The sequence below is a fragment of the Neobacillus bataviensis LMG 21833 genome, from assembly GCF_000307875.1.
GTDB lineage: Bacteria > Bacillota > Bacilli > Bacillales > Cytobacillaceae > Neobacillus > Neobacillus bataviensis.
Window position 1 is genome coordinate 1 of record NZ_AJLS01000138.1, and the last position, 19,478, is coordinate 19,478.

Genomic DNA, 19,478 nt, shown 5'->3' on the forward strand with positions numbered 1-19,478 from the left:
ATGTTGACTTATCGTAGGGCGGAGAGCGAAGGACACTAGCCGCTAGGGTGCTGGAGCTAGACATTTCTCAAAGTAGAAATTGATACCTTCTTATAAGAAGCCGAGCAGGTCAATATAACCTGCTCACCTTATCGTCTAGATTACTTTTTCGCTAGGGCTCCGGGAATATATAATACTTGGCCTTCGTAAACATCTTGATTCAGTTCTAGATTGTTGATGCGAAGAAGGTTCTGAGCCGTAACATCATAGCGTTCAGCCAGGGTATCGACCGTATCTCCCTTTTGCACGATGCATACTTTTAATTTTGTTTGCCCTGTATTTTCATCCTTCCTGGCAAAAAATTCAGTTAGTGTCATCTTCTTCTTTTTACCAGAAAGCTTTTTCTTTACCTTTTTGAGCATATCATCCGAAGAGGAGGAAGAACTTTCTTCTTGGACCTTATGTTTTTTCCCATAATGATGATGTTCCTCTGGCTCCATTTCGACCACAATTTCCTCTTCTATTTCCACCTCAGTTAGTTTACCGCCTTCACTCCTTGCTTCTTGGAGGTTCCAGACAGGTTCATAATCTTCTTCTTCATCAAATTCTACCTGTGGCTGATAATTGAAGGTCGGAAATTTCGGCAACACTTCTACAGGTTCATCCTCTTGCTGCTTTCTTGCCTCAGCTTCGAACAAAAAGTTTTCTTGGAAGGTGCTTTGAACTGCCGGTTGCTCGACTTCTACTTCGTCCGCGTATTCTGTTTCAGAGCGGTGGAGCACTTCGTATTCCGGTTCTTCTTCCTGTTGCTGTTGCTGTGTCTGTTCGGCTCCGTAGAGACCACTGATGGTCAGCTCTGCTGACAGCTTCAAGCAACTTCTTTCAGGTAAGGAATAATCAAAGGATTCTACAAGGACGTCGATATCATAAATGCTTTGAATCCGATTATTCGGAATCGTGATATCGACAGGGAATCGATGTGAAAATTCGCAACTTCCCTCTTCCTCAAGCTCTGCCACCCTCTCGACAAATTTCTGAGAGGTAAAACCTTCATCTTCGCTTACATCGTTAGCTTCGTAACTTTTATATTCGCCGGTGAGTTCCAACGAACCACGTATGGTTACGTACTGATCATTTTCCTGGATGGTGATGTCTGGGTCTAGAGAAATCGAGATAAGCTCTTCGACTTCCTGTCCTTTTCTAAACCACAGCGACTCCTCCAAGGAAAATCGCAGGCACGATTGATTCTCTTGGGACAAAGCGACTCCTCCTTTCGTATCCTTTACGCAAAATCACTATGTCACTTACACTTTATGAGGAAGGGATTTTAATTATGATAAAAAACAAGTTGTTGGGGTGAAAAGAATTGTTTAAGGGGTAGTTGTTAGGAGCGATTCCGCGGATTTGGGTCGGAATTCCGCTAAGTTTCGGATTAATTCCGCCAACTCGAGGCATAATTCCGCCAAGTTTGATAGTCATTCCGCCAAACCTTAGTGGAAATCCGCCAAACTGTTTCAAACCCCCACCCTATCCTATATATAAATGCCAGTCCGTGGACTGGCTCAGGTAATTAAGCTGCAAACCAAAAAATAAAAAACACCCACAAAATAAAGTGGGTGCTAAAACGGTAAATTATTTAAGCTTCGAAAAAGCAATCTCTGCTGCTTTAATAGTCTTTTCAATATCATCATCAGAATGCTCCGTGGATAGGAACAGTCCTTCAAACTGTGAAGGTGGTAGGAATACCCCTTGGTTTGCCATTTCACGGTAATAGGCTGCAAAGAATTCTAAATTAGAGGTCTTTGCTTTTTCATAATTGATAACCGCTTCGTTTGTGAAGAAGAAACCAATCATTGAACCGGCGCGGTTAAAGGTAATTGGAATATCATATTTTTCAGCAGCCGCTTCAAATCCTTTTTGAAGCAAGTCACCTTTACGGATAAACTCCCTGTAGTGCTCTGGCGTTAACTGGCTTAACGTTTCCAGCCCTGCAGTCATCGCCAACGGGTTCCCTGAAAGGGTACCAGCTTGGTAAATCGGGCCGCTTGGCGCGATTTGCTGCATGATTTCTGCCTTACCACCGTATGCTCCAACAGGAAGACCACCACCGATTACTTTACCGAGACAGGTAATATCAGGTGTTATATTAAAATAACCTTGTGCACAGTTGTAGCCAACACGGAAACCGGTCATAACTTCATCAAAAATGAGCAATGAACCGTTTGCGGTTGTGATTTCGCGTAGACCTTCTAAGAAGCCTGGAAGCGGTGGGACTAGACCCATGTTACCAGCAACAGGTTCAACGATGATACATGCTATATCTTCACCAAATTGTTCAAAAGCAAATTTGACACTTTTAAGATCATTATATGGCACTGTGATTGTATTTTTGGCAATACCTTCAGGAACCCCAGGGCTGTCAGGCAAACCAAGTGTAGCAACACCAGAACCGGCTTTAATCAATAAGGAATCACCGTGACCATGGTAGCAGCCTTCAAATTTTAAAATCTTATTGCGTCCAGTGTAGCCGCGGGCTAAACGAAGAGCACTCATTGTTGCTTCTGTACCGGAGTTTACCATCCGCACCACTTCGATGGAAGGCACCCGTTCAATCACAAGCTGAGCCAATTTATTTTCTAATAATGTTGGGGCACCAAAGCTTGTACCATTTTCAGCTGTTTTTTTCAAAGCTTCGACAACACGGTCGTTGGAGTGTCCGAGAATGAGCGGCCCCCATGAAAGGACATAATCAATATATTCATTGCCATCAATATCGTAAACTTTTGACCCTTTTCCTCTTTCCATAAAAATCGGGCTCATACCAACGGATTTAAAGGCACGAACGGGGCTGTTCACACCGCCAGGCATCAGGTTTTGGGCTTCTTTAAATGCTTCAATCGATTTAGTAAACGAACGCATACCATTCCCTCATTTCAAAAAGTGATTATTGGTCTTCTTTTAACCAGCGGCAGGCATCTTTTGCATGATAGGTAATAATTAAATCTGCACCTGCACGCTTCATACCGATCAGCATTTCTAGCACGGTCTTTTTCTCATCAACCCAGCCGTTTTGTGCGGCAGCTTTGATCATGGCATATTCGCCGCTAACGTTATAAATAACGATAGGTAGATTAAAGGTATTTTTCATATCGCGCACGATGTCAAGGTATGGCATACCTGGTTTTACAATTAAAAAGTCGGCACCCTCTTGGACATCGGATTCTGCTTCTCTAAAAGCTTCCATCCGGTTAGCTGGATCCATTTGATAGGTTTTACGGTCGCCAAATTGCGGTGCACCCTCTGCAGCCTCACGGAATGGGCCGTAGAATGCTGATGCATATTTAACTGCATAGGACATAACTGGAATTTCTGTAAAACCAGCTTCATCCAAACCGGCACGAATGGCAGCAACAAAGCCATCCATCATATTAGATGGAGCAATAATGTCCGCGCCCGCTTTCGCTTGGGCAATAGCTGTTTTTACAAGCAATTCAAGCGATTCATCGTTAAGGACTTTTTCCCCTTCAACCACACCACAGTGGCCGTGATCGGTATATTCGCACAAACATGTATCGGCAACGACAATCATGTCTGGATAGTTTTCTTTAATATAGCGAGTTGCTACTTGAACGATCCCATGATCGTGGTATGCCTGCTCACCGCACGCATCTTTCGTCTTCGGGATACCAAATAATAAGACGGACTTAATCCCGTGAGCGACGATATCGTCCATTTCTGCTTTAAGGTTATCCATTGATACCTGGAATACACCAGGCATGGATGATACTTCATTACGAATATTTTCACCTTCATAAATAAACAGCGGATAAATGAAATCCTCCGCTTTTAAGTGATTTTCCCTCACAAGTGCACGCATATTGGCACTTGAACGTAAACGGCGATGACGTGAAAATTGTAATTCCATTATATATTTACCCCCTAAAATAAGTAACATTGCTTTTACTGGCGGATGGCGCTATTTTACTCGCGAATTATACTACTTTACTCGCGAAAATCGCCAATTTACTCGCGAATCTCACTACTTTACTCGCGAATCGCCTCTTTCAATCAGCGGATACACTCTCCAAATAAGCAATCATGCTCTTAATCATTTCTGCCACAGTATACTCCTCCGGTGAAGCATGTACCGTTAATCCGTATTCATGTAGCTTTTTCTCGGTTATCGGCCCGATACAGCCAATCAGACAGCTCCCCAGCTGCTCCTCCAAACCATGTTCCCGAACGACATCCATGAAATGGTCGACAGTCGAGGGACTTGTAAATGTAAGGATATCGAGCTTACGATCAGCTAACATCTGCGCAAGCTTCGCACGGCTTTCTTCCGGCATGTATGTTTCATAGATGACAACTTCATCAACTACGGCACCTGCCTCCGTTAAAGCGCTGGCGATATATTCCCGGGCAAGATTCCCCTTTGGAAGCAATACCCTTGCACCACTATTCACTAACGGTAAAAACTCCTCAACAAAAGATTCCGCCACATAGGCTGACGGAACGAACTCCGCCTCTAACCCCTTTGCATGTAAAACCTCGGCAGTCTTTTTACCAATCACAGCTATCCTCGGAAAAACAGACCCGTTCTCTCCTTCAAAAAAGGAAAAAAAGGTTTCGACCGTAACGTTACTCGTAAAAATAATCCAATCATATGTATCAAGGGCCTTCAAACAATCTTGAAGGCGCTGATTTTTTTCTATCGGCCGGAAGGCGATGAGAGGGATTTCTACAGGAGTCCCTCCGTACCTTTCAACCAGCTTAACGAAAGATTTCGCTTGATCTTTTCCTCTTGGAACAAGAACTTTTTTATCAAGCAATGGTAAAGATTTTATCATTGACCTTCGAGCTCCCGTTTGACCTTGTCAATCAGATCCTTGGCTCCCTTTTCAATTAATAAATCGGCAGCCTGGTTGCCAAGCTCTTCTGGATTTTTGCCGCGAAGTTCTTCCTTGAAGACATCATTTCCTTCAGGTGAAGCAACTAATACATTTAATACCACTTCATCGGTTGCATCATCAATGCGTGCGAAGCCGGCTATTGGAACCTGACAGCCGCCCTCCATTTTTTGTAGGAAGGCACGTTCAGCACGAACGGCTCTTTCTGTTTTCTTGCAGGTGAATTTTTCAAAAAGCTCTAGTAATTCTTTATCATCTTCACGGCATTCAATGGACAATGCCCCTTGGCCAACTGCTGGGATGCAAATATCGGCATCAAGGAACTCCGTAACCACATCAGTTGCCCAGCCAAGGCGGGAAAGCCCTGCCGCTGCTAAAATAATTGCATCGTATTCCTCTGTCTCTAATTTTGCTAATCTCGTATCAACGTTACCGCGAATCCATTTAATCTCTATATCCGGGCGCTGAACTAACAGCTGGGCACTGCGGCGCAGGCTGCTCGTACCGATAATCGCACCTGGCTTTAAATCTTTTAATTTCACATGGCCTTTTGAAATAAGGGCATCGCGGTGATCTTCACGGAATGGGATACAGCCTATCGTCAATCCTTCAGGCAGCACGGCAGGCATGTCTTTCATACTATGAACCGCCATATCAATCTCTTTATCAAGCATCGCCTGCTCGATTTCCTTTACAAATAAGCCTTTACCGCCAACCTTAGAAAGGGTAACGTCAAGGATTTTATCCCCTTTAGTTACAATTTCTTTGACTTCGAATTCGAAGGAAGGATCAATTTTCTTCAGCTGATCCATCACCCAATTTGTTTGTGTTAACGCTAATTTACTCCGTCTTGAACCAACAATAATTTTTCTCATGACTGCCTCCTAGGGTTATGCATACCATAAATGAAACGATGATAATTGACCAAATAAGAAAAAGTTTATTAAAACGATCAAAAATGATGCTGTATTCCAAATGGCTAATTTCTTGCCAGATAAATTTTTCGCAATTCGTAAATATAAATAGATGCTGTAGACCGAAAGTAACAAGAAAGACCCGATAATTTTCATATCATACCACGGCATTCCGGGAACCTTTAGAAACGCCCACTGCAGGCCCAAGATTAGGCTTAGAAGCAGCATCGGAACACCAATGACAGCCAATATGTAAGATGATTTCTCTAATTTTTCTAAATCCGCCAGCCGAAGAAGGCGCGTTCCCCATTTTTTTCGTTTCAATAGATCATATTGAAGCAAGTATAATGACGAAAAGACAAAGGATAATGAAAAGGCCCCGTAAGATAAAATCGCCATAGTAATATGGATTAACAACAATTCCGACACGAGCTGCTTGGCCATGATATGCGAATGGTATTGCATCGGGGCAAAGGTATGAATCGCCATCACGGTAAATCCAAGGATGTTTGTAAAAAAGACGATAAAATCAACCCGTAGTAAGTGGTTGATAACAATTGACAATGTTACTAATACCCATGCATAAAAATAGAGTCCCTCAAAGATGGTGAGTACAGGGAACCTGCCTGTTTTCATCATGTAAATCGTTAAGAAAACCGTTTGTAAAACCCATACAAATGCAAGTAACCAGAAGGCAATACGGTTTGCCTTCCGGTTATGGTGAATAAAGTCAAAAAAGTATAACAACACACTGAAGGCATATAGAACAACTGTTAGTTCATGCAGCCTTGTCATAAAAAGGTCAAGCATAGCCGTGTGGCCCCCCTATGACTGAAAAGAAGCCTGGACTTCTCCAACCTGCATTTTTTTCGTTTCGGCAGTTTTCGAATGCTGCTCTTGAACAAGCTCTTCAATATTAAATATCTTCATAAAGAAATCCATCGCCTGATCCGCATCCGGTCTTGCCGCCAATTCCTTCGCTTGTAAAATAGGATCTTTTAATAGCTGATTGATGATACTTTTTGTATGTTTATTTAATACTTTCATATCGCGATCAGATAAGTTTGGCAGCTTTCTTTCCAAACTCACCATCGTTTCAGCCTGAATCGCAAGGGCTTTTTCCCGTAAGGCTGAAATAACAGGAACCACACCGAGCATGCCAAGCCAATGATTGAAGTCGACAAGTTCCTTTTCGATCATGAGCCTGATTTTTGCTGCTGCTTTCTGACGCTCCTGAAGATTAGCCTCAACAATTCCCTCTAAGTCGTCAATATCATATAAAAAGACATTTTCGAGCTCAGCGATTCTTGGATCCAAGTCACGTGGTACAGCAATATCGACTATGAATAATGGTTTTCCCCTGCGTTTTTTCTCCACACGAGCCATCGTTTCTTTTGAAATAACAAAGTCTTTCGATCCCGTAGAGCTAATAAGGATATCTGCCTCTACGAGTGAACGTTCTAATTCTGCCAAGGATCTTGCTTCACCATTAAAACGGGTTGCAAGTACCATTGCTTTATCATACGTACGATTGATGACCGTTACCTTTTTCACACCATTGCCATGCAGGTTTTGGGCTGCTAATTCACCCATTTTTCCCGCTCCAAAAATTAATACATGTTTATTTGCAAGCGAACCAAAGATTTTCTTGGCCAATTCAACAGCTGCGTAGCTGACAGATACGGCATTGGCACCAATATCAGTTTCTGAATGCCCTCGTTTAGCTACGGTAATCGCTTGTTTAAATAAGTGATTAAATACTGATCCGGTCGTTTCTTCTTCCTGTGCCAACATGAAGCTTGTTCGCACCTGTCCAAGAATTTGCGTTTCCCCTAAAACCATAGAATTAAGTCCGCATGTTACATTAAATAAATGTTCAACCGCCCCGTCGTCTTCATAAACAAACAGAAACGGTGAAAATTCCGTTTGATCCATTCCGAACCATTCAGACAGAAATTCTTTAATATAATAGCGGCCGGTATGTAACTGATCGACAACCGCATAAATTTCTGTACGATTACATGTAGACAAGATGATATTTTCTAGGATACTTTTTTTAGCGTTTACCTTTTTTATCGCATCCACAAGATCGGTTTCATTGAATGTTAACCGCTCACGGATTTCTACTGGGGCAGTTTTATAGTTAAGACCGACTACGATTATATGCATTTTAGTTAAGTACACCCCCAATAAGTTTACAGTAGTAACTAGTAAGATTATATCACGAGCAATTTAGACTTTTACCCGAAAAATGTGAACAGAAAATGAAACTATATGATAAAATATAGTAAAACTTGCCTTTTTGATGGTCAAGTCGATCATTCTTATTGTAAAAAAATAAATACAGCAAAATTACTTCCCTATGTACAGTACCAAAAAAATGGTCTAGATTCAAGTGAACCTTATTGGAAGTGGTGTTTTCAATGAAAAATCAACGAATTTTCCCTGGGATTATTCTTATCGGATTTGGGGCTTACTTTTTATTACAGCAGACAGGCATATCTCTTTTTCAAGCATTTTTCACCTGGCCAACATTGCTCATCATTGTCGGAATCGCTTTTTTGGGTCAGGGCTATTCGGCAAGGGAATATGAAGCCATTCTTCCTGGAGTGATTATGAGTGGATTCGGACTTCACTTTCATCTATCAGGACATTTACCATTCTGGCCGACGAATACGATTGGCATGTTAATCCTCATCATTTCGATTGGCTTTTTCCTTCGCTTTCAAAAAACCAATAATGGTCTGTTTCAAGCATTCCTTTTTCTTATTTTAGCAGTACTGCTGCTATTTTATGATAGGATTGCCGGATATTTTGGTTTGCTGCAAAACGGAATGAATTTTATTTGGAAATTTTGGCCCGCACTGTTGATCGTAATTGGTATTTATTTTCTACTAAAAAAGAAAAAATAACCGCTGGCGCATATAATTGCGCTGACGGTTATTTTTTTACATAAAGCTTTGCAGAATCTTCCAGGCCTGATCTTTTCCTTCACCTGTTTCCGAAGAAAACATCACAAGATGGTCGTTTTTATCAAGATCTAATGTTTCACGCGTTACTTTTAAATGCTTTTGCCATTTTCCTTTAGGGATTTTATCCGCCTTTGTGGCGATAATGACGCACGGAATTTCGTAATGCTTTAAAAAGTCGTACATCATCACATCGTCTGTTGTTGGCGGGTGGCGAAGGTCAACGATCAAGACTGCCGCACGCAACTGTTCGCGACTCGTAAAATAGGTTTCAATCATCTTTCCCCATGCCGCGCGCTCTGTCTTTGATACTTTGGCATACCCGTAACCAGGGACATCGACAAAATGGAGAATTTCATTGATTAGGTAAAAGTTTAGGGTCTGCGTTTTACCTGGCTTTGATGAAATTCTGGCTAAGCCTTTCCGATTCAACATTTTATTAATAAAAGATGATTTACCTACATTTGAGCGGCCTGCAAGGGCAAATTCAGGCAACTCTGTTTCTGGATATTGATCCGGTTTCACGGCACTAATGACAATATCTGAACTTACTACTTTCATCGGGCATCACCTTCTAAAAGAGCGTGTTTCAGAACTTCGTCCACATGTGATACCGGTACGAACTCTAGGTCATTACGGATACTTTCCGGAATATCATCAATATCCTTAACATTATCCTTCGGAAGAATGATCTTCGTCAGGCCTGCTCGATGGGCGCTTAGTGTTTTTTCCTTCAAGCCGCCAATCGGCAATACTCTGCCCCGTAAAGTAATTTCACCTGTCATACCCACTTCCTTACGAATCGGTCTGCCAGTTAACGCCGATACAAGCGCCGTTGCCATTGTGATTCCTGCAGATGGACCATCTTTCGGAACGGCACCCTCGGGAACGTGAATATGAATATCATATTTTTCATGGAAATCCTCATCAATCCCAAGAACCCCCGCTTTTGACCGAATATAACTAAAAGCAGCTTGTGCTGATTCCTTCATTACATCACCAAGCTTACCAGTTAACACGAGCTTCCCTTTACCAGGTGAAAGTGAGACCTCAATTTGCAGGGTATCGCCGCCAACGGTTGTATAGGCTAAACCTGTAGCAACCCCGACTTGATCTTCGGCTTCTGCCATTCCATAGTGGAAACGAGTTTTTCCTAAGAATTCTTCTACATTCTTTTCGGTTATAATGACACGTTTTTTCTCACCGGAAACAATGATTTTCGCTGTCTTCCGGCAAATAGTCGCCATTTGCCGCTCGAGGCTTCGCACCCCGGCTTCACGCGTATAATAACGAACCACCTTGAGAATCGCATCATCACGTACTTGAAGAATCCCTTTTGTCAGACCATTTTCTTTAATTTGTTTTGGCAGCAAATGGTCTCTACAAATATGGACTTTTTCAAGCTCGGTATAGCCGGCAATCGTGATAATTTCCATTCTGTCTAACAGCGGCCCTGGAATCGTCGAAAGATTATTGGCTGTCGCTATGAACATAACCTTCGATAAATCGTACGTTTCTTCTATATAATGATCGCTAAAATTATGGTTTTGCTCCGGGTCTAAAACTTCAAGCATGGCGCTTGATGGATCGCCTCGGAAATCGCTCGACATTTTATCGATTTCATCGAGTAAAAATACCGGATTAATCGTGCCCGCCTTTTTCATCCCTTGGATGATTCGACCCGGCATTGCCCCGACATACGTTCTTCTGTGGCCGCGAATTTCGGATTCATCGCGGACGCCGCCAAGGGAAACGCGGACGAAATTACGATTAAGCGATGTGGCAACCGAACGAGCAAGACTTGTTTTACCAACACCCGGAGGGCCTGCAAGGCAAAGAATCGGCCCTTTTAAGGAATTTGTCAGCTTTTGTACCGCTAAATACTCTAGCACCCGTTCCTTTACTTTTTCAAGTCCGTAATGGTCTTGGTTTAAAATCTTTTCAGCCCTAAGAATATCGATATCATCCTCTGTCTTTTTCGACCATGGGATTGAAATCAGCCAGTCAATATAGTTGCGGATGACGGCACTTTCGGCTGAGCTTGTTGGTACCTTTTCATAACGGTCAAGCTCTTTCATGGCTGCCTTTAGCGCATGCTCCGGCATACCCGCCTGTTCAATTTTTTTCGTCAAATCCGCGATTTCACCTGTTTTACCTTCTTTATCGCCTAATTCCTTTTGAATGGCCTTCATTTGCTCACGAAGGTAATATTCCTTTTGCGTCCGTTCCATTGAACGTTTTACACGCTGGCCAATTTTCTTTTCCAGATTCAGGACTTCTTTTTCATTATGAATCGTATCAATGACACTGTTCACACGCTCTTTGATATCAATCATCTCAAGGATTTCCTGCTTTTCCTTCAGCTTGATTGGTAAATGCGAAGCGATAATATCCGCCATCCTGCCCGGTTCCTCAATATCAGCAACAGATGCATATGTTTCGGCGGAAATCTTTTTCGATAATTTTATGTATTGCTCGAAATAATCAAGCATCGTTCTCATCAAGGCTTGGTCTTCTACGTCTTTCGTATCCGGATCATCGTATGTAACAATACTAACGGAATAATAATCCTCGTCATCATATATCGCAACAATTTCCGCTCTATTTAAGCCTTCTACCAAAACACGAATCGTTCCGTTTGGCAGTTTTAGCATTTGCTTAACCTTTGTTAACGTTCCAGTTTTATATAAGTCCTCCTCAGTCGGCTCATCAATGGAAACATCCTTTTGAGTGGTTAAGAATATTAAGTGGTCATCTACCATTGCTTTTTCAAGTGCCTGCACAGATCTCTCACGGCCTACGTCTAAATGAAGAACCATTGTCGGATAGACGAGCAATCCTCGAAGCGGCAGGAGGGGGACGATCAGTTCGTTCTTTTTCGCCAAAATACTGCACCTCCACATGCAAAAATCCTTTTTTCTCTTCAAAACAGAAGAGTCTTTGTTGTACAATTCTATCTTATTTGTTTTTACGTGTCTATTTTTAGAGTGCGGGGACTAATCACTTTTTCAATAACATTATCTTCCCCATCTTTCTATCAAAAAAACTTCGGTATGATTTTTCAACCAAACCGAAGTTTTCTTTTTAAATTGACTCTTTTTTCGTTAACTCAATTGATGCCGGTATGGCTTCAACTTTAGGATAGGAATTGACTAAGGCAATTTCAAAGACCTCATGCAGATGGGTAACTGGGATAATAGTAATTCCATCAATTTCATTTAAGATAGTTTGCCTGTTTTCCTCTGGAATAATAACCGTTTTGGCTCCTGCCTTCCGTGCTGCTTTCACCTTTGGATAGACGCCGCCAATCGGTTTCACATTTCCATGGATACTGATTTCGCCGGTCATTGCCACGGTGTTATCAATAGGAATTTTATAAATAGCGGAATAAATTCCTGTTGCCATTGCAATACCCGCTGATGGACCATCGATTGGAACACCGCCGGGAAAATTCACATGGATATCATAGTCATTTGCTGGGACACCCATAGAACGTAAAACGGTAATAACATTTTCAATTGACCCGCGCGCCATACTTTTTCGGCGTATCGATTTACCCTGACCGCCAATGCTTTCTTCCTCGACGATTCCAGTAATGTTAATCGAGCCCTTATCCTTCGCCGGGATGACTGTTACTTCTATTTCAAGCAGCGCCCCGGAATTAGGCCCATAAACAGCCAGTCCATTCACAAGCCCTACATGGGAAATATCGTTAATCTTTCGTTCCATTCTTGGCGTCATCTGACTGGAATGGGCGACCCACTCGATATCTTCATCTTTGATAAAATCACGGTCTTCGGTAATTGCAAGTCCCGCTGCAATTTGGATCATATTAACCGTCTCACGGCCATTTCTTGCGTATGTAGATAAAGTGTCAACACCCGTTTCACTTATTTTTAGGTTTACTTTTTCAGCCGCTTTTCTTGCAACGACCACAATTTCTTCCTGATTTAGATCCCGGAAGAATACCTCCATACAGCGTGAACGAATCGCCGGAGGAATTTCACTTGGCGTTCTAGTTGTCGCTCCGATTAAACGAAAATCAGCAGGAAGTCCGTTTTTAAAAATATCATGGATATGTGTTGGGATCTGATTATTTTCTTCATGATAATAGGCGCTTTCAAGAAACACCTTCCGATCCTCCAACACTTTCAACAGTTTGTTCATTTGAATCGGATGCAGTTCACCAATCTCGTCGATAAAAAGAACCCCGCCATGTGCGTTGGTCACTGCCCCTTGTTTCGGCTGCGGAATTCCTGCCTGTCCCATTGCACCGGCGCCTTGATAAATTGGATCATGGACGGAGCCGATTAACGGGTCAGCAATCCCTCGTTCGTCAAACCGTGCAGTTGTAGCATCTAATTCAATAAATACAGATGCTTGTTTAAATGGCGATTTTGCATTCTTTTTTGCTTCCTCCAAAACAAGGCGGGCTGCTGCTGTTTTGCCGACTCCCGGTGGGCCATAAATGATCACATGCTGCGGATTTGGGCCGCATAATGCTGCTTTTAATGATTTTATCCCATCCTCCTGGCCAACAATGTCATTGAAGCTTGAAGGACGAACTTTTTCAGATAATGGTTCCGTTAATGAAATTGATCGCATTTTGCGAAGCTGCTCCATTTCTTTCCGGGATTCCCGATCAATGGACACTTTTTGCGTACGCTGGTTTCTAAGCAAATTCCAAAAATACAGCCCGATAATGATTCCGAAAAATAGCTGTATAAATAAGGCAATCCCCGTCCAACTCATATATTTCCCTCCTACAACTAAATACTCAATATATAGTAATAAGTATTTCCTGTAGAAACGAGGAATAAACTATAAATTTTTAAAACTGTCAGCTGATTAGATTCGCTCATAAGATTTGGGAATTCGCTCATTGGAACCTAAAATTCGCCCATTGAACACGGAAATTTACTCATTGACCCTTTACAAACGTGAAAAGACCCGGCCAGCAGCCGGGTCTTCCCTATTTTATGCAGATTTTTCTTCCGCCACAACGGTTCCGTCCTCTAAAACAAGCTTTGGAACGCTATTATCGATTACGGTATCTTTCGTGATGATACACTTCGTGATATCATCTCGAGATGGAAGGTCAAACATAACATCAAGCATGATTCCTTCAATAATCGAACGTAATCCACGGGCACCCGTTTTGCGCTCAATTGCTTTCTTAGCGATTTCAGTCAGTGCACCTTCTTCAAACTGCAGCTCAACTTCATCGATTTCAAGCATTTTTTGATATTGCTTAACAAGCGCATTTTTTGGCTTTGTTAAGATTTCAATTAATGCAGCCTCGTCTAGCTGCTCAAGGCTTGCAATAACCGGAAGACGACCGATAAATTCTGGAATTAAACCAAAACGAAGCAAGTCTTCAGGTAAAACCTTGGAAAGAAGCTCTTTTTGGCCAATATCCACTTGCTTGACATCAGAACCGAAACCAATAACCTTTTGGCCTAAGCGGCGCTTAATAATAGGTTCAATTCCGTCAAATGCTCCACCGCAAATGAATAAAATATTCGTTGTGTCAATTTGAATGAATTCTTGATGTGGGTGTTTTCTGCCACCTTGAGGCGGAACACTTGCCACTGTTCCTTCAAGAATTTTTAATAATGCCTGCTGAACGCCTTCACCGGAAACATCCCTTGTGATGGATGGATTCTCAGATTTACGGGCAATTTTATCAATTTCATCGATATAAATAATGCCTTTTTCAGCCTTTTCCACATCATAGTCAGCGGCTTGAATTAATTTTAATAAAATATTTTCAACGTCTTCCCCGACATATCCAGCCTCCGTTAAGGAAGTTGCATCGGCAATTGCAAACGGCACATTCAAAATACGCGCCAATGTTTGCGCCAATAATGTTTTACCACTACCAGTAGGCCCGATCATACAAATGTTACTTTTTGAAAGCTCAACGTCATCAATCTTGCTATTAGAATTGATGCGCTTATAATGGTTGTAAACCGCAACAGACAGCGATTTCTTCGCCTGGTCTTGACCGATAACGTATTCGTTAAGAATTTCACAGATTTCCTTCGGCTTGGGAACATCCTTAAATTCTACTTCCTCTTCCGTTCCAAGTTCTTCCTCCACAATTTCTGTGCAAAGCTCGATACATTCATCACATATATAAACTCCCGGCCCGGCCACTAGTTTACGAACTTGATCCTGTGTTTTGCCACAGAAGGAACATTTTAATTGTCCTTTTTCATCATTAAATTTAAACAATCCTTTCACCCCTTAAAACGTGTTTGTTGCTCACAAATAACACAAACAATGCCCGAGTTCTTTCTAATTCTTCATTTGGTATGTATTTTGCATTGTAACATATTTAGCTAATGGACTGGAAATAAAACGCTTTATGTTTTCTTTCTCGTCTTTTTGTTTGTGTCAATCAAGTGAAAAACATATGTACTCATTAATCTTAACCATTATTTTAAAAAATAAGACAAAAACCTTTATGGAAAATATTTATTCGCTATGTATGGCCATTTTTCCTGCTTTCTTATCCATTGGCTAGATAATAAAAAGGTTTCCCTGCCCTTATTATAATATGTAATTAAAAAAATGTATAAAACAAGGCACGATTTTTTTATCGTGCCTTGTTTTTTATTGATTACTTCTTGTTTTCAACAAGAAAGTTTACAGCTTTTTGAAGTTTAAGATCTGATTTGACACCTTCAACGCCACCAAGAGCTTGGATAATCGTGTCAACAGGCATGTTGTACGTACCAGCCATTTTCTCAAGTTCAGCATTTACATCGTCCTCAGAAACTTCTAAGTTTTCAGCGTTCGCAATTGCTTCTAAAGTTAAGTTAACTTTTACGCGGTTTTGTGCTTCTTCTTTCATTTGCTCGCGTAGTGCATTTTCATCTTGACCAGAGAATTGGAAGTAAAGCTCAAGGTTCATACCTTGCATTTGCAGGCGTTGTTCGAACTCTTGAAGCATGCGGTTAACTTCGTTTGTAACCATTACTTCTGGAACTTCAACTTCAGCATTTTCAGCTGCTTTTTCCACTACTGTATCACGTAGGTGGTGCTCTGCTTCATGCTTTTTGCTGTCTTCAAGGCGAGTTCTGATTTTCTCTTTTAATGCATCCAATGTTTCGACTTCTTCGTCAACATCTTTTGCAAACTCGTCATCCAATGCAGGAAGTTCTTTTCCTTTAATTTCATGTACAGTTACTTTAAATGTTGCTGGTTTACCAGCAAGCTCTGCAGCATGGTATTCTTCAGGGAATGTTACTTCTACATCTTTAGATTCGCCAGTTGCGATTCCAACTAGTTGCTCTTCAAATCCAGGAATAAAAGAATTTGAACCTAATTCAAGTGAATGATTTTCAGCTTTTCCGCCTTCGAATGCTTCGCCATCAACGAATCCTTCAAAGTCAAGAACAACTGTATCACCATTTTCTGCAGTGCCTTCTTCTTTAACAACAAGCTCTGCTTGGCGCTCTTGAAGTGTTTTTAATTCGTTTGCAACGTCTTCGTCAGTTACAGTTGCATCTAACGCTTCTACTTCTAAGCCTTTATATTCGCCTAATTTAACTTCAGGCTTCACTTGAACAGTTGCTTTAAAAATAAGGTCTTTGCCTTTTTCCATTTGCTCGATGTCGATATCAGGACGGTCGATTGGCTCGATTCCTGTTTCGTCAATTGCACTTCCGTATGCTTCTGGAAGAAGAATATCTAATGCATCTTGATAAAGTGATTCTACACCGAAACGCTTTTCGAACATTCCGCGTGGCATTTTTCCTTTACGGAAGCCTGGAACGTTTACTTGTTTAACAACCTTTTGGAATGCCGCGTCTAAGCCTTTGCTTACTTGATCAGCACTTACTTCAACAGTAAGGACACCACGGTTTCCTTCTAACTTTTCCCATTTTACTGTCATACCAATTTTCCCTCCAACAAATCTATTCTCATTTCATTCGATAACGAATTAAGAGTCGGAAAATGCCTTGTCCAACAAGCCATTTTTCCATTTTTTAAATGTAAAAGATAGTTTTTTACACAATGCAACCCCTACATTATATCATAGGTTTGCTTTCTTTCAACAGCGAGACCTAAATATAAGGGGTGGAAATTTTCTCAATTTCCTCGATTTGTGCCCGTGCCTGTTCTATTTCTTGTAAATCAGCATCATATTCAGATGCGATTTTGCTTATTTCCGCGCTGATTCCGAGGTATTCCTGGGCAAGCAGATGAAAGGCGGCAGCCCATGCCGCGGGACGTTCCGGCTCAAGTTCAAACGGATAACTAATAAAAAACGTCCGCTCTACCATTCCGACCGTATTTTCATAGAGACCTGGATTTTCACTTTCCAATCGATCCTCAAGGAATTCTTTTACCTCTAGCATTCGCGGCTGTAATCTCACCTCTGGCAGCTGCATTGGATTGATTGTTTTTTCTCGGAAAAATTTCTTTACTACCAGTTCCTTATTTATTTCTTGTTCTTTTAATAGAGTTACTAGCATGGTTTTTAAAAATGGATGACCTGCTTCGGCCATTAAATAGTCGGCAATTTCTTCAAGATAGGGGCGGATATTTTTCTCCGCCAAAACTGCAACCACCTGCATTTGCTCATTTAGGTTCTTTTTTGAAAGGAGATTCAGGTTTTGAACCTCAGGTGTGATTTCTTCTTCTTCAGCAGGCAGGGGTTGGCGATTCTCCGCCATCCTTCTGCTAAACTGCAGGATGGTTAAAAAATGATCATATTTCTCGGGCGGAATCTCTTTTTCCTCTAATAAGACCTCGATTGTCGAGACAATTTCCTGGTATTCGTGAAGTTGAATTAGCACGGTTAAATAAAGGTCGACCATTTGAAAATAGTCGCCGATTCCTTTTAAGAGCATTTCCCTGGCAAGTACCTTTGCTTTTTTAAAAGAACCCGCTTCAAAATAAGCGAGGACAAGCCCGATTAAGATATTTTCATTATTTGGGTCTAGTTCCAGTGCTTCTTCCAATAGGGGAATGGCTTCATTAAATTTCTTCTTTTCAAGGCTCTCCAAGCCTTTATCCGTTAGTCTTTTTTCAAGTCCGGGAAAATAGACCACATTGTCTTTTCGTTTCACTTGTTCGCGCTTTTTCATTTTTTCCGTCCTTCAGTTCGTCATTAGAAAATAGTGTAGCATAAATAGGGCACAAAAAAAACTCACCTGGACTGGTGAGTTGAATTTATGGTATGTAGTTTAATGGCGTCCCAGGAGAGATTCGAACTCCCGACCGTACGCTTAGAAGGCGTATGCTCTATCCGGCTGAGCTACTGGGACGTATTTGTGTATCAAAGACAAGATTTATTATATTATCCTAAAACAATAAAGTCAACAGGTTTTTTCTTCTTTTTTTAATAATGTATGGGGGAAGAAAATCCCCCAACATTTTTATAATGCAAATTCCCGTGCTAGGTCTGTTATTTCCCGCCCATTTATCTCAAACACTGACATCTTGATTTTATCTTCTAGTAAATCAAGTATGACATATGTTTTTTCTAAACGCTCACGAGGGAGGCGGATGCTGCCGGGGTTTAAAAATAAGATCCCATCAATCACTTCCGCTCCTAAAATGTGAGAGTGACCGAAGCAGACGATATCGGCATTTACTTCCTGTGCCTTGTATTTTAAATTCATTAAAGTAGATTTAACCGAGTAGCGATGACCATGGGTTATAAAGAATTTTTTCCCGGCAACTTCAGAAGTAGTTTCCATTGGATAACCACCGTTAAAATCGCAATTGCCCATGACGGTTAAGTAACCGGAGATGGCCTTTTCGTCCAGTATCAACTCTGAATCACCGCAATGAATCATTAAATCAACTTCTTTTAGATGTCTTTCTCTTATGACCTCAAGTTCTTTCGTTAATCCATGGCTATCACTGACAACTAACACCTTACTCATGACTGGGCTGCACTTTCTAGAATTTCATCAAGGATCACATCAAGCTGCTTTAAGGCATTAGCACGGTGACTGATGTTATTCTTTTCATCTGCGGATAGCTCGGCCATCGATTTTCCTTTCTCTGGTACATAAAAAATCGGATCATAACCAAAGCCATTTGAGCCGCGGCTTTCTTCTAAAATTTGACCTTCGCAGGTGCCAGAAACCGTTACTGTTTCTTGACCAGGTATGCTGACGGCTAATGCACAGTAAAATCTCGCAGATCTCTCGCTTTCTGGTACGCCTTGTAATTCTGATAACACCTTATCAGTATTGTTTTGATCATTTTTTGGCTCTCCGGCATAGCGCGCGGAATAGATTCCCGGCCTGCCATCAAGGGCGTCTACCATTAAGCCAGAATCATCGCCAATGACCATTTTATGGAGTTTCTTGGATACCGCTTCTGCTTTTAATATGGCATTTTCTTCAAAGGTTGTCCCAGTTTCTTCGACATCTGGAATTTCTGGGTAATCTAGCAGCGTCTGTACATGGATGCCTCTATTTGCAAAAATATGTTCAAATTCCCGAGCCTTCCCGGGGTTTTTGGTTGCAATAATGACTTCTTTCATTGTAATCGCCTCTTATTTTAGACTTCTTCTTTTCATTGGGCCTAACGACAGTAAACTCGATTTATGCGACAGTAACAAATACTCATCCGACAGTTAGCTGCGGTTATCCGACAGTTAGCTGCGGTTATCCGACAGTTAGCTGCGGTTATCCGACAGTAAAACCACTCTATCCGACAGTTAACCCAAATCCGAC

16 protein-coding genes and 1 tRNA gene are annotated in these 19,478 nt (G+C 41.5%); 1 reads left to right on the forward strand and 16 read right to left on the reverse strand.

Annotation, left to right across the window (positions count from 1 at the left end):
- Positions 1-140: 140 nt before the first annotated feature.
- The 7 genes from spoVID to hemA all read right to left on the reverse strand — a co-directional run bounded on the left by spoVID (position 141) and on the right by hemA (position 7,972).
- Positions 141-1,238 carry a stage VI sporulation protein D gene (gene spoVID, locus BABA_RS21265; protein WP_007087312.1) on the reverse strand — a complete coding sequence of 366 codons (1,098 nt, stop codon included), beginning with the start codon at positions 1,236-1,238 and terminating at the stop codon, positions 141-143.
- A 373-nt stretch (positions 1,239-1,611) separates the two neighbouring features.
- A complete protein-coding gene (hemL, locus tag BABA_RS21275; RefSeq protein WP_007087314.1) occupies positions 1,612-2,898 on the reverse strand; it encodes a glutamate-1-semialdehyde 2,1-aminomutase in 1,287 nt (428 codons plus the stop codon).
- Between the two features lie 25 nt (positions 2,899-2,923).
- Positions 2,924-3,904, reverse strand: coding sequence for a porphobilinogen synthase (hemB, locus tag BABA_RS21280; protein ID WP_007087315.1), 981 nt, complete (start codon positions 3,902-3,904; stop codon positions 2,924-2,926).
- Positions 3,905-4,043: 139 nt separating this feature from the next.
- Positions 4,044-4,829, reverse strand: coding sequence for a uroporphyrinogen-III synthase (locus BABA_RS21285; RefSeq protein ID WP_007087316.1), 786 nt, complete (start codon positions 4,827-4,829; stop codon positions 4,044-4,046).
- Positions 4,826-5,764 carry a hydroxymethylbilane synthase gene (gene hemC / locus BABA_RS21290; RefSeq protein WP_007087317.1) on the reverse strand — a complete coding sequence of 313 codons (939 nt, stop codon included), beginning with the start codon at positions 5,762-5,764 and terminating at the stop codon, positions 4,826-4,828. Before hemC ends, BABA_RS21285 begins: the two co-directional genes overlap by 4 nt.
- A 15-nt stretch (positions 5,765-5,779) precedes the next feature.
- Positions 5,780-6,613 carry a cytochrome C assembly family protein gene (locus tag BABA_RS21295; RefSeq protein WP_007087318.1) on the reverse strand — a complete coding sequence of 278 codons (834 nt, stop codon included), beginning with the start codon at positions 6,611-6,613 and terminating at the stop codon, positions 5,780-5,782.
- 15 nt (positions 6,614-6,628) lie between these two features.
- Positions 6,629-7,972 carry a glutamyl-tRNA reductase gene (gene hemA / locus BABA_RS21300; protein ID WP_007087319.1) on the reverse strand — a complete coding sequence of 448 codons (1,344 nt, stop codon included), beginning with the start codon at positions 7,970-7,972 and terminating at the stop codon, positions 6,629-6,631.
- Positions 7,973-8,226: 254 nt separating this feature from the next.
- On the opposite strand from hemA, the gene BABA_RS21305 reads away from it, so the two are divergent.
- A complete protein-coding gene (locus BABA_RS21305; protein ID WP_007087320.1) occupies positions 8,227-8,715 on the forward strand; it encodes a LiaF transmembrane domain-containing protein in 489 nt (162 codons plus the stop codon).
- Positions 8,716-8,751: 36 nt separating this feature from the next.
- Here the strand turns inward: BABA_RS21305 and yihA are convergent, their stop codons facing one another.
- The 9 genes from yihA to BABA_RS21350 form a co-directional block, all read right to left on the reverse strand.
- Positions 8,752-9,333 (reverse strand): ribosome biogenesis GTP-binding protein YihA/YsxC, encoded by a 582-nt coding sequence (yihA, locus tag BABA_RS21310; protein ID WP_007087321.1) that lies wholly within the window; start codon positions 9,331-9,333, stop codon positions 8,752-8,754.
- Positions 9,330-11,657, reverse strand: a complete 2,328-nt coding sequence (gene lon, locus BABA_RS21315) for an endopeptidase La (protein ID WP_007087322.1) — start codon at positions 11,655-11,657, stop codon at positions 9,330-9,332. Before lon ends, yihA begins: the two co-directional genes overlap by 4 nt.
- 199 nt (positions 11,658-11,856) lie before the next feature.
- A complete protein-coding gene (gene lonB, locus BABA_RS21320) occupies positions 11,857-13,524 on the reverse strand; it encodes an ATP-dependent protease LonB (RefSeq protein ID WP_007087323.1) in 1,668 nt (555 codons plus the stop codon).
- A 225-nt stretch (positions 13,525-13,749) separates the two neighbouring features.
- The gene (gene clpX / locus BABA_RS21325; RefSeq protein ID WP_007087324.1) at positions 13,750-15,009 is read right to left on the reverse strand and encodes an ATP-dependent protease ATP-binding subunit ClpX; all 1,260 of its coding nucleotides are present in this window, start codon (positions 15,007-15,009) and stop codon (positions 13,750-13,752) included.
- Between the two features lie 388 nt (positions 15,010-15,397).
- Positions 15,398-16,675 carry a trigger factor gene (gene tig / locus BABA_RS21330; protein ID WP_007087325.1) on the reverse strand — a complete coding sequence of 426 codons (1,278 nt, stop codon included), beginning with the start codon at positions 16,673-16,675 and terminating at the stop codon, positions 15,398-15,400.
- Between the two features lie 172 nt (positions 16,676-16,847).
- The gene (locus BABA_RS21335) at positions 16,848-17,873 is read right to left on the reverse strand and encodes a tetratricopeptide repeat protein (RefSeq protein WP_007087326.1); all 1,026 of its coding nucleotides are present in this window, start codon (positions 17,871-17,873) and stop codon (positions 16,848-16,850) included.
- A 103-nt stretch (positions 17,874-17,976) separates the two neighbouring features.
- Positions 17,977-18,053, reverse strand: a tRNA-Arg gene (locus BABA_RS21340).
- A gap of 111 nt (positions 18,054-18,164) precedes the next feature.
- The gene (locus BABA_RS21345; protein ID WP_007087327.1) at positions 18,165-18,677 is read right to left on the reverse strand and encodes a metallophosphoesterase family protein; all 513 of its coding nucleotides are present in this window, start codon (positions 18,675-18,677) and stop codon (positions 18,165-18,167) included.
- Positions 18,674-19,285, reverse strand: coding sequence for an XTP/dITP diphosphatase (locus BABA_RS21350; protein WP_007087328.1), 612 nt, complete (start codon positions 19,283-19,285; stop codon positions 18,674-18,676). Before BABA_RS21350 ends, BABA_RS21345 begins: the two co-directional genes overlap by 4 nt.
- Positions 19,286-19,478: the final 193 nt, after the last annotated feature.

Excerpts from the sequence above, each read along its gene's own strand:
- BABA_RS21305 (WP_007087320.1), top strand. The coding sequence starts at position 8,227 with ATGAAAAATCAACGAATTTTCCCTGGGATTATTCTTATCGGATTTGGG.
- lonB (WP_007087323.1), bottom strand. The coding sequence starts at position 13,524 with ATGAGTTGGACGGGGATTGCCTTATTTATACAGCTATTTTTCGGAATC.
- hemB (WP_007087315.1), bottom strand. The coding sequence starts at position 3,904 with ATGGAATTACAATTTTCACGTCATCGCCGTTTACGTTCAAGTGCCAAT.
- hemL (WP_007087314.1), bottom strand. The coding sequence starts at position 2,898 with ATGCGTTCGTTTACTAAATCGATTGAAGCATTTAAAGAAGCCCAAAAC.
- BABA_RS21295 (WP_007087318.1), bottom strand. The coding sequence starts at position 6,613 with ATGCTTGACCTTTTTATGACAAGGCTGCATGAACTAACAGTTGTTCTA.
- tig (WP_007087325.1), bottom strand. The coding sequence starts at position 16,675 with ATGACAGTAAAATGGGAAAAGTTAGAAGGAAACCGTGGTGTCCTTACT.
- BABA_RS21350 (WP_007087328.1), bottom strand. The coding sequence starts at position 19,285 with ATGAAAGAAGTCATTATTGCAACCAAAAACCCCGGGAAGGCTCGGGAA.
- BABA_RS21285 (WP_007087316.1), bottom strand. The coding sequence starts at position 4,829 with ATGATAAAATCTTTACCATTGCTTGATAAAAAAGTTCTTGTTCCAAGA.
- BABA_RS21345 (WP_007087327.1), bottom strand. The coding sequence starts at position 18,677 with ATGAGTAAGGTGTTAGTTGTCAGTGATAGCCATGGATTAACGAAAGAA.
- BABA_RS21335 (WP_007087326.1), bottom strand. The coding sequence starts at position 17,873 with ATGAAAAAGCGCGAACAAGTGAAACGAAAAGACAATGTGGTCTATTTT.
- yihA (WP_007087321.1), bottom strand. The coding sequence starts at position 9,333 with ATGAAAGTAGTAAGTTCAGATATTGTCATTAGTGCCGTGAAACCGGAT.
- hemC (WP_007087317.1), bottom strand. The coding sequence starts at position 5,764 with ATGAGAAAAATTATTGTTGGTTCAAGACGGAGTAAATTAGCGTTAACA.
- hemA (WP_007087319.1), bottom strand. The coding sequence starts at position 7,972 with ATGCATATAATCGTAGTCGGTCTTAACTATAAAACTGCCCCAGTAGAA.